Source organism: Eubacterium maltosivorans (assembly GCF_002441855.2).
Classification (GTDB): Bacteria; Bacillota; Clostridia; order Eubacteriales; family Eubacteriaceae; genus Eubacterium; species Eubacterium maltosivorans.
Window position 1 is genome coordinate 3,236,128 of the sequence record NZ_CP029487.1, and the last position, 13,398, is coordinate 3,249,525.

At 50.6% G+C, this 13,398-nt stretch carries 13 protein-coding genes; 10 read left to right on the plus strand and 3 right to left on the minus strand.

Translation table 11 applies throughout. From position 1 onward, the window contains the following. Positions 1-6 precede the first annotated feature (6 nt). From CPZ25_RS14940 to CPZ25_RS14950, 3 genes are all read left to right on the plus strand, one after another. The gene (locus CPZ25_RS14940) at positions 7-591 is read left to right on the plus strand and encodes a GrpB family protein (protein WP_167495247.1); all 585 of its coding nucleotides are present in this window, start codon (positions 7-9) and stop codon (positions 589-591) included. A gap of 222 nt (positions 592-813) precedes the next feature. Then, complete coding sequence (locus tag CPZ25_RS14945) at positions 814-1,266, plus strand: helix-turn-helix transcriptional regulator (RefSeq protein WP_074617373.1); 453 nt, start codon at positions 814-816, stop codon at positions 1,264-1,266. Between the two features lie 102 nt (positions 1,267-1,368). Then, positions 1,369-1,830 carry a hypothetical protein gene (locus CPZ25_RS14950; protein WP_058695978.1) on the plus strand — a complete coding sequence of 154 codons (462 nt, stop codon included), beginning with the start codon at positions 1,369-1,371 and terminating at the stop codon, positions 1,828-1,830. 159 nt (positions 1,831-1,989) lie between these two features. Here CPZ25_RS14950 and CPZ25_RS14955 read toward each other — a convergent pair whose 3' ends face one another. Together CPZ25_RS14955 and CPZ25_RS14960 are read right to left on the minus strand one after the other, a co-directional pair. Then, complete coding sequence (locus CPZ25_RS14955; protein ID WP_096919146.1) at positions 1,990-2,430, minus strand: DUF2178 domain-containing protein; 441 nt, start codon at positions 2,428-2,430, stop codon at positions 1,990-1,992. Next, on the minus strand, positions 2,417-2,644 hold the full coding sequence (locus CPZ25_RS14960; protein ID WP_096919147.1) for a helix-turn-helix transcriptional regulator: 228 nt from the start codon (positions 2,642-2,644) through the stop codon (positions 2,417-2,419). The genes CPZ25_RS14955 and CPZ25_RS14960 overlap by 14 nt, the downstream gene beginning before the upstream one ends. A gap of 133 nt (positions 2,645-2,777) precedes the next feature. Here CPZ25_RS14960 and CPZ25_RS14965 point away from each other — a divergent pair, with 133 nt between their 5' ends. Next, a complete protein-coding gene (locus CPZ25_RS14965) occupies positions 2,778-3,530 on the plus strand; it encodes an ABC transporter ATP-binding protein (RefSeq protein WP_167495248.1) in 753 nt (250 codons plus the stop codon). After that, the gene (locus tag CPZ25_RS14970) at positions 3,517-4,905 is read left to right on the plus strand and encodes an ABC transporter permease (protein WP_096919149.1); all 1,389 of its coding nucleotides are present in this window, start codon (positions 3,517-3,519) and stop codon (positions 4,903-4,905) included. The genes CPZ25_RS14965 and CPZ25_RS14970 overlap by 14 nt, the downstream gene beginning before the upstream one ends. Positions 4,906-4,994: 89 nt before the next feature. On the opposite strand, the gene CPZ25_RS14975 is transcribed toward CPZ25_RS14970, so the two are convergent. Further along, entirely contained in the window at positions 4,995-5,885 is an 891-nt protein-coding gene (locus CPZ25_RS14975; protein ID WP_096919150.1) for a DegV family protein, read from the minus strand. Positions 5,886-6,058: 173 nt separating this feature from the next. Here CPZ25_RS14975 and CPZ25_RS14980 point away from each other — a divergent pair, with 173 nt between their 5' ends. From CPZ25_RS14980 to CPZ25_RS15000, 5 genes are all read left to right on the plus strand, one after another. Beyond that, positions 6,059-8,209, plus strand: coding sequence for a Tex family protein (locus tag CPZ25_RS14980; RefSeq protein ID WP_096919151.1), 2,151 nt, complete (start codon positions 6,059-6,061; stop codon positions 8,207-8,209). Between the two features lie 175 nt (positions 8,210-8,384). Next, a complete protein-coding gene (locus CPZ25_RS14985) occupies positions 8,385-9,722 on the plus strand; it encodes an MATE family efflux transporter (RefSeq protein WP_096919152.1) in 1,338 nt (445 codons plus the stop codon). An 86-nt stretch (positions 9,723-9,808) separates the two neighbouring features. Beyond that, a complete protein-coding gene (locus CPZ25_RS14990) occupies positions 9,809-10,282 on the plus strand; it encodes a CarD family transcriptional regulator (RefSeq protein ID WP_038350969.1) in 474 nt (157 codons plus the stop codon). A 148-nt stretch (positions 10,283-10,430) separates the two neighbouring features. Further along, positions 10,431-11,537: a PIN/TRAM domain-containing protein gene (locus CPZ25_RS14995; RefSeq protein WP_058695970.1), complete on the plus strand. Its 1,107-nt coding sequence runs from the start codon at positions 10,431-10,433 to the stop codon at positions 11,535-11,537. A 217-nt stretch (positions 11,538-11,754) separates the two neighbouring features. Further along, entirely contained in the window at positions 11,755-13,143 is a 1,389-nt protein-coding gene (locus CPZ25_RS15000) for an RsmF rRNA methyltransferase first C-terminal domain-containing protein (protein ID WP_096919153.1), read from the plus strand. The last annotated feature ends 255 nt before the right edge of the window (positions 13,144-13,398 follow it).

Here is a 13,398-nt window from a genome sequence, read left to right on the forward strand (position 1 = left end):
TCGCAGGTGAAAGCAGATTTGTCGGCATTATCATTGGAGGAGCTGTGGGCATTGTTTCCCATCATTTTAAAAGAGCATAATCCAGATTATAAAGTGTGGTATGAAGAAGAAAAGCAGCGGATTATCAGCAAGGTAAAACCAGAGAACCTTATCCGCATCAGCCACATTGGCAGCACAGCCGTAAAGGGTCTGACCGCAAAACCAATCGTCGATATTTTGCTGGAAATTGATGGCGACTGCGGTGTCTCCGCGATCATAAAGGTCCTGAAGACGCTGGGCTGGAGGCTGATGTCGCAGGAGGATGACCCGGTAAAGCTGTCGTTTAATAAAGGATACACGCCAGAAGGCTTCGCCGACAGGGTTTATCATCTTCACGTGAGATATTTTGGAAATTGGTCTGAGCTGTATTTCAGAGACTTTCTGATCGCACATCCCGATGTGGCAGGGGAATACGAACGCCTGAAGCTAAAGCTCTGGAAGCAGTACGAACACGACCGGGACGGATACACAGAAGCAAAAACGGATTTTGTCAGGCGGTATTCGGATATGGCGAAAGTAGAATTTAACAACAGATATTTGCCAGAATTATAAGCGGGGTCCGCCCTTGCCAAATTTTAGCTTACGCGCCAAAAGGGGTGGGGTACGTTTCACGACATCGCCTTTTATTCCGGTGTTTATGGTATTGAAGTTAAAGGAAATCGGTTCATTGGAGATTTTTTGTTAAGAAGACGTGCGAAAGTGCAAAAATACCGGGTGGATTATTTCTCTGTTTCATCCTATACTTGGTTTATCAAAGGTAAGGAGGAAAATAAAATGAGTTTAGGAAACCGTTTATTTCATGCGCGGAAAAAATGCGGGCTGTCACAGGAAGATGTGGCCGAAAAATTGGGTGTGAGCAGGCAGACAATTTCAAAATGGGAAACCGATGAGACACTTCCAGATATACGGCAGTCAAAGAGGATGGCATTGTTGTACAAGATGTCTCTGGACGACCTTATCGACTTTGATGTTGATGTCAAGGAGATACAGGAGATCATCGAAAAGACCGATGAAAGGACAGAAGAAAAAATAGACTGGACAGAGGCCTGGGGAAAGAAATATCCTATTTTAATACGCTACCAGAACCAGGTCGATATTCAGAAATATGCGACACAGCTGGAATTAATACTGGATGCCCTTAAAGCTGAATACGAATATAATGATTTAGATACCTTTCTTGTTTTAAAGGATATTCTGGCTAAGCTGTGGGGCAGCAGGAAAAAGTAAAGGATGGACGCTGCGTTGGATGGACTGGAACAGTGGCGTTTGATATGAGTGAAGATAAACTGGAAGTTTAGTATTATATTTTGAGATCAAAGGAGAAAACCAATGAAGCTGGACGAAGCAATAAACTTATGCAGGGGTACCGGATTATCGGGATGGGAAATGGTTGGATATGTGAACCGTTTGGTCAATGAAAATATGGAATATTCTGTTGATATACCCTTTACAATGCATAGAAAGGCGTTTCAGATTGGAAAGGGATATTGTGTGCAGCAGGCGTTCTGCGTCCGTGATATATTAAAAACGCTGGGGTATAGGGTTCAGCTGGTTTATTGCCGTAAGGCCATATTTAAGGATACGGGAACTACCTCGGGCCATACCTGGTGCAGGGTTTCCATTGACAAAAAAGAGCAAAATGTGTGCTCATGCCATTCTGATAATTATCCCGGAAAGGTTAACTTTATTCCAGTCTCAAAGGTTAGAAAATATGCCGGGCCGATTGTAATAGGCGGATACTTGGGCTCAATTCCCGTTTGCTTCAAGAGGATGGTTGCTGGCAGTCGGTAAAGCCGACGTTTTAAGTTTCGTAGATGAAAAGCTTTAAAATGGATCTATCGTGTCATCCATTTTATTATGGTTTGCTCTGGCGCATTTTCACACAAAGAACTTCCTGTTTATAGCCCCAAAAGAGACAGCATGCATTCTGCATCCTGCCTCTTTTTCAGTTTAATACTGCCTGTAGTAAAGCCAGAAAGCCAGGAAAATCACGAGGATGACGATCAGGATAGCCCCGAGGGTAAAGAATAGCGCCGGGTTGAAAAAGGAGCAGACAATACCGCCGAAGCCCAGAAGCGCAAGGGTCAGATAGAGGGTGCTGCGGCAGGTTCTCAGCTGAATGGACTGGTTGCGTTCATCTTTTTCGGCGATTTCGAGGGCTGCAAGCTGCTCGGGGGCCCTGAGGGCCCGGGCATACCGCAGGATTCGGAAAATACAGACCGCCTCAATGCCTGCGAACAGGCCAATGCTTTTTGAAAGGATAGAGAGGTCGGGCGGCCCCCCAGACGAAAGGCTATACAGGATACCGGCAATAGCGGCCAGAGCGCCGAAGACAGCGATGAGCACACTGAGCTTTAAGCGGCGGACGATGGTTTTTCTAAAGGGATTCATGGCTTTTTTCTTCCTCCTCAATTTCTGAGAAATCAAAGACCTCCTCAATGGTCAGGCTAAAATATTTTGAGATTTTGTAAGCAAGAACCAGCGAGGCCGTGTATTTTTCATTCTCGATGGAGGTGATGGTCAGCCGGGTGACCTGGACGGCCCTTGCCAGCTGTGCCTGGGAAATATGCCTTTGTTTTCTCAATTCGCGGATACGTGTTTTCATTCCGAAGCTCCTGCTTTTTTTCTAATCATAATATAAAAACAGGAAAACGACAAGTATCAACGCAAAATAGTATAGCACACTATACAATTATTGTATAGTGTGCTATACTATTTTCGGAAAGAGAGGGATGAGAATGGCATTTATTGAGATGAAACAGGTGAGCAAAAGCTTTGGAAGCGTGCAGGCTTTAAATCGGCTGGACCTGGACATTGAGCAGGGATCAATCTGCGCACTTCTGGGCCATAACGGCGCGGGAAAAACCACAACGCTCCGGCTGATTTTGGGGCTGCTGTCGCCGGACAGCGGGGAGGTCGCGGTCAGCGGGCTGAATCCGGAGACAGACGGAGATGAGGTCCGCCGGCTTTGCGGTGTACTGTCGGAAGATACGGGTCTGTATGAGCCTCTGAGTGTTTATGACAACCTGAGCTATTTTGCAAGGCTTTACGGCATGAAGCGCCGGGACTACGACGCGCGGATTGACACATTGCTCGCGCGTTTTAATATTTTGGATAAGAAAAACCTGGCGGTCAAGGGCTTCTCCACTGGGATGAAGAAAAAAGTGGCGCTGGTCCGCGCTTTACTCCACCGCCCGCGGCTGCTGCTTCTGGACGAGCCCACAAACGGGCTGGACCCGGTGAGCATTGAGCGTCTGCGCTCTATGCTTAAGGAGCTGGCTGAGGAAAATGGCGCCACCATTGTCCTGACCACCCACAACCTGAGTGAGGTGGAGCGGATAGCAGACCAGATTGCCATTCTGCGCCAGGGCAGAAACATCTTTACCAACACCCTGGACACCCTGCGGCGTGAAACCGGTGGCGGCAGCTTTGATCTGGAGCGGCTGTATATGAAAATTGAAGGGCAGGCGGACGAAGATGGACGGGATTAGAGCAGTCTGTGCCCAGCAGTGGCGTCTGGTCCTTAAGGACAGCGGCACGCTGGTATTCTATGCCTGCGGAGCCTTCGCTATCGGTGGTCTGCTGCCGCTGTGGCAGTCCGCTGGCCCATTTGTGCTGAACGCTATGGTGCTGTACCCACTGTTTCTGCTTAAGCAATGGGCTTCGGAGTCTTTTGCGGCCGAAAAGGAAACGCGGACTCTTGAGAGCCTTCTGTCCGCGAGTGTGGGGAAGAAACAGCTGATGTTGGGAAAGGGCGCCTTCTGTCTCGGCGCCTCGGGCGCCAGCTTTTGTTTAAGTCTGGCGCCGCTGCTCATTTTAAAGGCTGCTGTGGGCGCCCTGCCCGGCGTCACTGGAATGATGCTGTCTGCTGTGGCTGGACTTTTTATCTTGAGCGCAGTGTGCCTGACACTGACGGGGCTGTATGCTTCGGCAGTCTCCTCCGATGTCCAGGAGGCCGGCAGCCGCGGCCTGCGTTTTTTTATCCCTGTTGTTTTTTGCCTGGCCGTGCTGCTGACACTGGTGTACCAGAGCCAGACTGAGGCGGCAGTGTTCCTGAGCGCGGTGTTTCTGCTGTTCATGGTTCTGATCTCTGGCTGTATGCTTTGGCGGCTGAAGCAGCTGAATCGGGGCGATATTCTGGCAGATAACAGCGGAAAGGCTCTGGCAGGGGATGGATACCGGCGGGATACCCGCAGCCAGAGCCTGATGGTTTTGGGGCATGAATGGCGTTATTTTAAAGCGCTGGGGCGTTTCAAGTTCAGCCTTTTAATTTTTACGCTGGCGCCGGCCGTTTTTCTCGTCCTCTGGGACTACTTCTTTGGCGGAGTCAACGCCTATGCAGCTTTGGCGGTTTTAAGCCTGGGAACGGCCCGGATTACGGTGAACCTGACAGCCTACACCATCGGTGGTGAACGGGCTTACAAAACCCTTGAATCCCTTTTGTCCACGCCCATCGGCACAGGAGCGCTGTTTTTGGGGAAGGGACTGCTGGCCCTTCTGTTTTCACTGGTCGTCAGCGTTGTTTCGGCCCTGCTGGTGCTTGCCGCTTCTGCCCTTATCGGCAGGGAAACACTGTTTTCGCCGGACCAGTGGATACTTCTGGCCGCAGGAATGCTGTTTAGCCTTCTGATGACCTATGTCACCGGACTTGCAGCCATGCTGATGAAAAAGCCGCGGCAAGGGCTGTATGTGGCGTCGGCTTTGAGCTTTCTGGCTGCGGTACCGGCTTTGGCGGTCTGGCTGCTGCCAGGCAGCCCGCTGCTCTGGTCTTCAGGCAGCCTGCTTTTGCTGTTGGCTGTAGATCTGCTGCTGGCCGGGTTTGTCCACAGAAGAATAGGCCGGGAACAGCTCATGCGGTGTATTTAAAAAAGAGGTGGGGTGCAGAACGCACCCCACCTCTTTTGAGATATGAGCAGAAAAACAGCGCTGTCTGGCATGCGCTTTCAAAGGGTTCGTTACGGGTACACCCGCACGTAATTGTCCGGCAGGGCGTCGAAGAACATGATGCCCAGGCAGTCAACGCCTATATGGACGGTCAGAGCACTGCCGGCGCCGGCTTCGGGCGTCAGGAAGTGCTTAGTGCCAAATTCTTTGGTCATGTATTTTTTGACCTTTTCCTGGAGCTCGGGCGCAGTGCTGTTGATCATGCCCACGATCTGATCCTTATCGGCCATACGCTCGTCGATGGAGGCCATCATTTTCTTCAGGGCCTTTTTCTGGCCGCGGACCTTGTCGAAGGCCAGGATCTGCCCGTCCTTAAAATAAAGGATCGGGACGATTTTGAGCATCTCACCGATAAGGGCCACATTTTTGCTGATACGGCCGCCCTGGGCCAGCCAGCGGATATCGCCCACCATGAAGAAGATCTGAATATGCTCTGCCAGAAAGCGCATGCTCTCCACGATTTCCTCGTGAGGCTTATGCAGCTTGTCGAGCTTGAGGCCCTGGTGCAGGATCATCATCATGCCAGTGGTGGCGCATTTAGAGTCTACAATGCTGATTTTGCGCCCCGGGTATTTTTCCAGGAGCTCGGAGGCGATAAGGCAGGCAGTCTGGTAAGTTCCGGAGAGCCCGGAGGACAGAGCCAGATAGATGACGTCGTCGCCGTTTTTTAAGTGCTTTTCAAAGGTTTCCTGGTAGGCGAGGGCCTGAACCTGTGAGGTTTTTGGAAAGCTGGATGGATTGTTTTTAACAAAATTGATGACCATTTCGGGGGTAATATCAATACCGTCGTAATAGGTTTTATCATCAAGGGTGACCGGAATCGGCAGGGATTCAAACTCATAACGGCGCAGAATCTCTTCACTGATGTCACACATTGAATCCACAATAAACTTATTTCCCATGGTACCCCTCCTTTTTCAAATTTCTTCTACCATTTTAACATGGCAGGCCGCCTTTGACAATTGAGGGTTTTCAGGCTTAAAAGCATCTTAAATAAAAGGTTTCCTTGCGGCCGGCGGCTTATAATGGTAAAATGAACCGATGAGAAATTGTAATTTACAGAGGAGTCAACAACGTGGAATATTTAATTGATAAACTGGCACAGGAATTTAATATACGGCCAAAGCAGGTAGAGGAAACCGTGGCGCTCATCGACGCGGGCAACACCATTCCCTTTATCGCCCGTTACCGCAAGGAGGTCACCGGCAATCTGAGCGACGTTTTGCTGCGTGATCTGGACGCCCGCCTGACCTATCTCAGAAAGCTGCAGAAGCGCAAGGAAGAGATCGCGGGCAGCATTGAGGAGCAGGGCAAGCTGACGCCTGAGCTGAAAGCTGCCATCGACAAGGCAGCGACGCTGCAGGAGGCTGAGGATCTGTACCTGCCCTATAAGCAGAAGAAAAAAACCCGCGCTTCAGCGGCAAAGGAAAAGGGCCTGGAGCCTCTGGCCAATAAAATCTATTTGCAGCTTGACACAGAAGCGGCTCTGGCAGAGGACGCCAAAAACTACATTGACCCCGAAAAAGGCGTTGAAACCGCTGAGGAGGCCTTGCAGGGGGCCATGGATATCATCGCTGAAACCATCTCGGACAATGCGGATTACCGAAAGAAAATCCGCCGGATGGTAACGGAAAAGGGCGCGGTCAAGTCCACAGTCACCAAGGCCTTTGCGGATGAGAAGACAGAATTTGAAAATTATTATGATTATGGCGAGCCCGTTAAGAAAATCGCCAATCACCGGGTGCTGGCCCTGAACCGGGGCGAAAAGCGTAAGGTGCTGGCTGTGAAAATCGTGGACCCGGCAGAGGAAATCCTGGATTACCTGAAGAAATCCATCCTCCGCGACAAAGCCAGCAGCTATCTGGTGAGCGCCATTGAGGACAGCTATAAGCGTCTGATTTTCCCGTCCATCGAGCGCGAGATCCGTACTGAGCTCAAGGAAAAAGCTGAAGAATCTGCCATTAAGATGTTTGCGCTCAATCTGAAAAAGCTTCTGCTTCAGCCGCCCTTTAAGGATAAAACCACCATGGGCTTTGATCCGGCCTTCCGTACTGGGTGTAAAATCGCGGTTCTGGACCCTATGGGCAAGCTCCTGGATACAGCTACAGTCTATCCGACCGAGCCGAAAAATGAGGTGGCAAAATCCGAAAAGATTCTGCTGGGCATGATCGAAAAATACAAGGTGGACATCATCTCCATCGGCAACGGTACCGCCTCCCGTGAATCCGAGCAGTTTGTGGCTGAGATGCTTAAGAAAACCGACCGCCCGGTGCAGTACATTGTGGTCAACGAAGCTGGTGCGTCGGTGTACTCGGCCTCGGAGCTGGGCGCTGAGGAATACCCGGACATCAACGTTTCCCTGAGAGGGGCCATCTCCATTGCGGGCCGCCTGCAGGACCCTCTGTCCGATCTGGTAAAGATCGATCCCAAACATATCGGAGTGGGCCAGTACCAGCACGACGTCAATCAGAAAGAGCTTGAAAAGGTTCTGGACGATACGGTGGAGGACGCGGTCAACAATGTTGGTGTCAACATTAACCGGGCGTCTGTGTCCCTCCTAAAGCACGTGGCAGGGGTCAACAAAACCATTGCGAAAAATATCATTGACTATCGTGAGCAGAACGGTAAATTCGGGAGCCGTAAGGAGATCAAAAAGGTCAAGGGGCTGGGTGCAAAGGCCTTTGAACAGTGCGCGGGCTTCCTGCGGATCGACGATGGGGACAATATTCTGGACAACACCGGTGTCCATCCCGAATCCTATAAAGCGGTTCAGAACTTACTGAAAAGTATGGGGCTGACCACCGCTGACCTGGAGGCAGATAAGCTGGCCGAAACGGTCACCCGGCTCAACGCTCTGGACATAAAGGCGACAGCGGCGATGCTGGAAATTGGTGAGCCGACTCTGCGGGACATCATCAAGGAACTGAAAAAGCCGGGCCGCGACCCCCGCGACTCTGCGCCAAAGCCACACCTTAAATCCGATGTTCTGAGCATTGAGGACCTGAAGCCAGACATGGAGCTGGTGGGCACTGTGCGCAACGTCATCGACTTTGGCGCTTTCGTGGATATTGGGGTGCACCAGGACGGTCTGGTCCACATCTCCCAGATCAGCGACCGTTATATCTCCCATCCCACCGATGTTTTATCCGTTGGCGACGTGGTTACCGTCAAGGTGCTGTCTGTAGATGTGGAGCGCAAGCGGATCGGTCTGTCTATGCTCATTTAACAAATCCTTAAAAAACTTGCCGTATTCGCAGAAATGTGGTAAATTATATTAAACTAAAAATTAAACGCTGGGCGCTCCTGTCGCCGGACAGGGACGCCGCTCTAAAGCGCTGATTTCTTACACCGTAGGCCATGGGGTGTGAGGAATCAGCGCTTTTATTTTTCAGGAGGAGAATATGGAAAAAACAGAAATAATTACAGGCCGTCTGCCAAAAATCTTTGTGCACTATGTGTCACTCAATGTCCTCAGTATGATTGGGATGTCCTGCTATATTCTGGCAGATACAGTGTTTGTGGCAGGCGGCGTGGGCAACAGCGGCCTGGCGGCCCTGAATCTGGTGCTGCCGGCCTACAGCTTTATTAACGGCGCGGGCCTCATGCTTGGAATGGGCGGCGCGACCAGGTACGCGGTTCTGAGGGGAGAGGGACGGGATGCGGCGGCGGACAGGGTCTTTACCCAGGCGCTGGCGCTGGGAGCGGCCATAGGATGTGTGCTGACGCTGACTGGCTTTTTTTTCACACCTGCCCTTGCCAGACTGCTGGGGGCAGAGGGTGCGATCCTCCAGCTTTCAGTCCGCTACCTGAGGACGATCCTGCTTTTCTCATGCGCTTTTATGATCAATAATATTCTGGTCTGCTTTATCCGCAATGACGGAAGCCCCCAGCTCTCCATGGCAGCGATGCTGACAGGAAGCTTCAGCAATATTGTGCTGGATTATGTTTTCATCTTTCCTATGGGGATGGGGATGTTTGGAGCGGCTCTGGCAACAGGGCTGGCGCCAGTGCTCAGCATGCTGGTGCTGTCCCTGCATTTTATACGGCGGCAGAACCACTTTCGGCCAGTGGCGTGCAGGCCGAAAATAAGGACAGTGCAGGAGATTTTGGCAACAGGACTGCCGTCCTTTGTTACAGAGTTTTCCTCTGGGATCATTATCCTGCTGTTTAACTTTACGATCCTGCGCTTGTCCGGCACTGTCGGCGTGGCGGCCTATGGAGTGATCTCAAACATTGCGCTGATTGCGGTGGCGGTTTTTACCGGGATCGCCCAGGGCATACAGCCCATTATCAGTGTAAATTACGGCGCGGAAAAGACAGAGCGTGTATGGTGGGCCTACGGGGCGGCGATTCTGCTGGGGGTAATTTCAGGGCTGCTGTTCCTGGTGTTCGGGCTTCTGGCGGCAGAGGACATTGTGGGCATATTCAACCGGGAGGGAGATATGGAGATGACCCGGATTGCCTCAGCCGGTATTCACTTGTATTTTATGGCTTTTCTGTTTATGGGGGCCAATATTGTGACGACCTCATTCTTCGCCTCCATCAACCGTCCGGGACCGTCCTTTGCGGTTTCCATCCTCCGGGGCCTGGCCGCTGTGGTGGTCTTTTTGCTTGTTCTGCCGCCTGCTCTGGGTATGGACGGTGTGTGGCTGACCATTCCGGCCGCAGAGCTGACCACGCTTTTTATTTCAGGGATCCTTTTATACCGCGCAAGGCTAGAAAATAAAAAAATTCATTGACAAAGCATTAAATTTCTTATAAAATATTACATTTATGTTTTATTTATGGTATAATGAAAGCAGCAATTATGATTGAGGTGTATATAATGTACGAAATCGGCGATAAAATTGTATATCCAATGCATGGTGCAGGTGTGGTCAAAGACATCGAGGAAAAAGAAATTTTTGATACCACCCAGATGTACTATTTAATGGAAATTGTATCTGAGGGAATGGAAATCCTGATTCCTGTAGACAAAGCGGACGAGGTTGGTGTACGTGATATAGTAACATCCGATGTCATTGAAAAAATGCTCGACAGCCTTGAGGGGCCGAGCGACCAGATGAACGGCAACTGGAGCAAGCGGTACCAGGATAATATGGATATCCTGAAAAGCGGCGATATTTTTGACGTTGCCAAGGTCGTGAAAAACCTGACGCTGCTGGACCGGAAAAAGGGACTTTCAACCGGAGAGAAAAAAATGCTGACCTCCGCCAGAAACTTTCTCATCAGTGAGATGGTGTTGGTACAGGGCAGGAGCAAAGAAGAATCGCTTCAGGTTATAGAAGAAAAAATTTAGCGCGATCTGGACGCGTAAGGCGATGATTTAGAAAAGAGTTGTCATTTATGACAGCTCTTTCTTTGTATGATGCTTTTGGTTTAACAGATTTTTAAGGCTAATCGTGATATAATAAAAATATTATGAATGGAAAGGAGGTGAACATGAAATGCTGCAAAAATTTTTAAGAGTATGTTTTTCGATTTTGGGCGTTCTGCTGGGGAGTGCTCTGGCACAGATGGTGATCATCAATGAGTGGATTCAGGCGACTCTGCGCATCCAATTTACACCGGAAATCGAGCTGGGAACTTATATTGTTATTATGGTTTTATGTGGACTTATCTTTTTTATTTTCTTCCCTCTTATACTCAAGGGGGTTAAAAATCTTACCAAAATGGTGGAAGCCAGTATGGAAGATGTCCGGCTCGTCGACATTGCTCTGGGCGTCGGAGGTTTGGTGATCGGCCTGATCATCGCAATGCTGATCAGCTTTGCTTTTTATCAGATCCCGTTTCCGTGGGTCAGCAGCCTTCTGACTGCAGTGATCTATATCGTCCTGGGTTACCTGGGCTTTACGCTGCCAGTTAAGAAAAGAGACGATATTGTGGCTGCGATTCAGTCAGGAAAAAAGGACCGGGACAGCGCTGCCTCAACCCGGAAGATCTCAAAGAAAAAGAACAATGCTGCGGCCAAGGTGCTGGACACCAGCGTGGTTATCGATGGCCGTATCTACGATATCTGCAAGGTCGGGTTTATGGAGGGGCCGCTTATCGTCCCGGTCTTTGTGCTCAATGAGCTCCAGCTTATCGCGGATTCCTCGGATGATCTCAAGCGTAACCGCGGACGGAGAGGCCTGGATATCATCAACAAGATGCAGAATGATCTGGACGTACCGGTACAGATATCTGAGGAGGATTACGACGATATTCAGGAGGTTGACGCCAAGCTGGTGCGGATGGCCAAGGAAACCAAATGTAAAATCCTGACCAATGATTACAATCTGAACAAGGTAGCAACGGTTCAGGGCGCCGAGGTTTTAAATATCAACGAGCTGGCCAACGCCGTGAAGCCGGTGGTGCTGCCCGGTGAGGAGATGAAGGTGCTGCTGGTAAAAGCCGGCAAGGAATCCGGTCAGGCGGTTGCCTACCTGGACGACGGCACCATGATCGTTGTGGAAAACGGCAGGAAGTATATCGGTGACAACATTACCGTGATCGTCACCAGTATCCTGCAGACCGCCGCGGGACGGATGATCTTTGCGAAGCCGAGAAAATGATGAAACAGAAGCGGGTTTGCCCGGTGCTTTCAGCAAACGAAAGCATCGGGCTTACATAACAGACCTTACAAATGGAAAATGGAAAATTCAGGGACCAATCCGCTGTCGGCAGATTGGATTGCGGCCGCAGGCCGCTGTTTTAATCGCTTTTACGTAAGTAAAAGGGCACTTTCATTTTCCATTCTCAATTTTCAATTTATTAAGACGGAGATGAAACATGCAGATACCAGAGGCCTTTAAAGAAAAAATGCGGGGACTTTTGAGCGATGAGGATTATGAAAAGCTCATGACTTCTTATGATGGGACAGTGAACAAGGGCATCCGGACCAATACGCTGAAGTGCACCCCGGAGGAGATGGCCCAGAAGACGCCCTTTGAGCTGGAGCCTGTGGACTGGTGCCCGACAGGATACTACATTGACAGTGATATTCGTCCGGGCAAAAATCCAGCTTACTACGCGGGGCTGTACTATGTGCAGGAGCCCACAGCCATGACCTCAGCCGAGGCCCTCGCTCCGGAGCCGGGGGACTGGGTGCTGGACCTCTGTGCCGCGCCTGGCGGAAAATCGACCCAGCTGGCCTGTAAGCTTGAGGGCCAGGGGCTGCTGGTGGCCAATGAGCTGGTGAACAACCGGGCCGAGATCCTCGCCAGCAACGTGGAACGTATGGGCGTAGCCAACGCCCTTCTGTTTAATGAATTCCCAGAACGCCTGGCGGCGCGGTTTCACGAGCGTTTTGACAAAATTTTGGTGGACGCGCCCTGCTCCGGTGAGGGCATGTTCAGAAAGGACAACGGGGCGGCTGAGGAGTGGAACCCGGAACGGGTGGTGAACTGCGCGAAACGCCAGCTGAAGATTCTGGAGAGTGTGGACAAGCTGCTGAAGCCGGGAGGCATCGTAGTCTATTCGACCTGTACCTTCTCGCCCGAGGAAAACGAACAGGTCATTGAAGATTTCCTGGGAAATAACCGGTATGAGCTGATGGATATTGATCTCAGAGGGCTTGACGACCGGGGACGGCCGGAGTGGTCAGAAAAAGGGACGCCAGCGCTCACAAAGACCCTCCACGTCATGCCCTTCCATGTCCGGGGCGAGGGGCATTTTATCGCGAAGCTTCGCAAAACAGCGGCGTGTCCATTGGAGGAAGAGCCCCTTAAGCTCAAGGGAAAATCCCGGCTGAAGCCTGCTGGACGCAGAGACCTGGACGATTATGAGACCTTTGCCAAAGCGTATCTGAACCGGCGGTTTGGCAACCTGCATCTGCAGGGGGATCAGCTCTACAGCCTGCCAGAGGGCATCACACTGCGGGACATTGAGGGTTTGAAGGTACTGCGTCCGGGCATTCACCTGGGCGCCCTCAAGAAGAACCGTTTTGAGCCGTCCCACACCCTGGCCATGGTGCTGAGACCTGAGGACTTTAAAACCATCTACACTGTGAGAGATGAGGAGGAGGCCTACACCTATCTTAAAGGGGAACCCATCATCGGGACAGATCTCAAAGGCTGGGTGCTGGTCTGCTTTGATAAATGGCCCCTGGGCTTTGGAAAAGCCAGCCAGGGTATGATCAAAAACCACTTCCCCAAGGGGCTGCGCATTCGGAAAAAATAAAAGAGTTCTTAGAAAGGCATCCTCAAAAGCCTCAAAACTACAGATCCTTGGTGTTTTGAGCCTTTTGAGGATGCCTTTCTAGAATTAAATTTGTTTTTATAATCTTTAAAATAAATATGTAAACGGTTAAATATATAACAAGATATATATATTTAACAAGCTCCACTGCGCATTTTCATTTTTTATTATGATTGAAGAACCCATGCTCAAAAGACTCAAAACGCCATTTGCCGGTGGTTTTGAGTCTTTTGAGCA

Coding starts and splice junctions, on each gene's coding strand:
- CPZ25_RS14985 (WP_096919152.1), top strand. CDS start 8,385: ATGGAAAAAACAGAAATAATTACAGGCCGTCTGCCAAAAATCTTTGTG.
- CPZ25_RS14965 (WP_167495248.1), top strand. CDS start 2,778: ATGGCATTTATTGAGATGAAACAGGTGAGCAAAAGCTTTGGAAGCGTG.
- CPZ25_RS15000 (WP_096919153.1), top strand. CDS start 11,755: ATGCAGATACCAGAGGCCTTTAAAGAAAAAATGCGGGGACTTTTGAGC.
- CPZ25_RS14970 (WP_096919149.1), top strand. CDS start 3,517: ATGGACGGGATTAGAGCAGTCTGTGCCCAGCAGTGGCGTCTGGTCCTT.
- CPZ25_RS14990 (WP_038350969.1), top strand. CDS start 9,809: ATGTACGAAATCGGCGATAAAATTGTATATCCAATGCATGGTGCAGGT.
- CPZ25_RS14975 (WP_096919150.1), bottom strand. CDS start 5,885: ATGGGAAATAAGTTTATTGTGGATTCAATGTGTGACATCAGTGAAGAG.
- CPZ25_RS14950 (WP_058695978.1), top strand. CDS start 1,369: ATGAAGCTGGACGAAGCAATAAACTTATGCAGGGGTACCGGATTATCG.
- CPZ25_RS14995 (WP_058695970.1), top strand. CDS start 10,431: ATGCTGCAAAAATTTTTAAGAGTATGTTTTTCGATTTTGGGCGTTCTG.
- CPZ25_RS14945 (WP_074617373.1), top strand. CDS start 814: ATGAGTTTAGGAAACCGTTTATTTCATGCGCGGAAAAAATGCGGGCTG.
- CPZ25_RS14960 (WP_096919147.1), bottom strand. CDS start 2,644: ATGAAAACACGTATCCGCGAATTGAGAAAACAAAGGCATATTTCCCAG.
- CPZ25_RS14955 (WP_096919146.1), bottom strand. CDS start 2,430: ATGAATCCCTTTAGAAAAACCATCGTCCGCCGCTTAAAGCTCAGTGTG.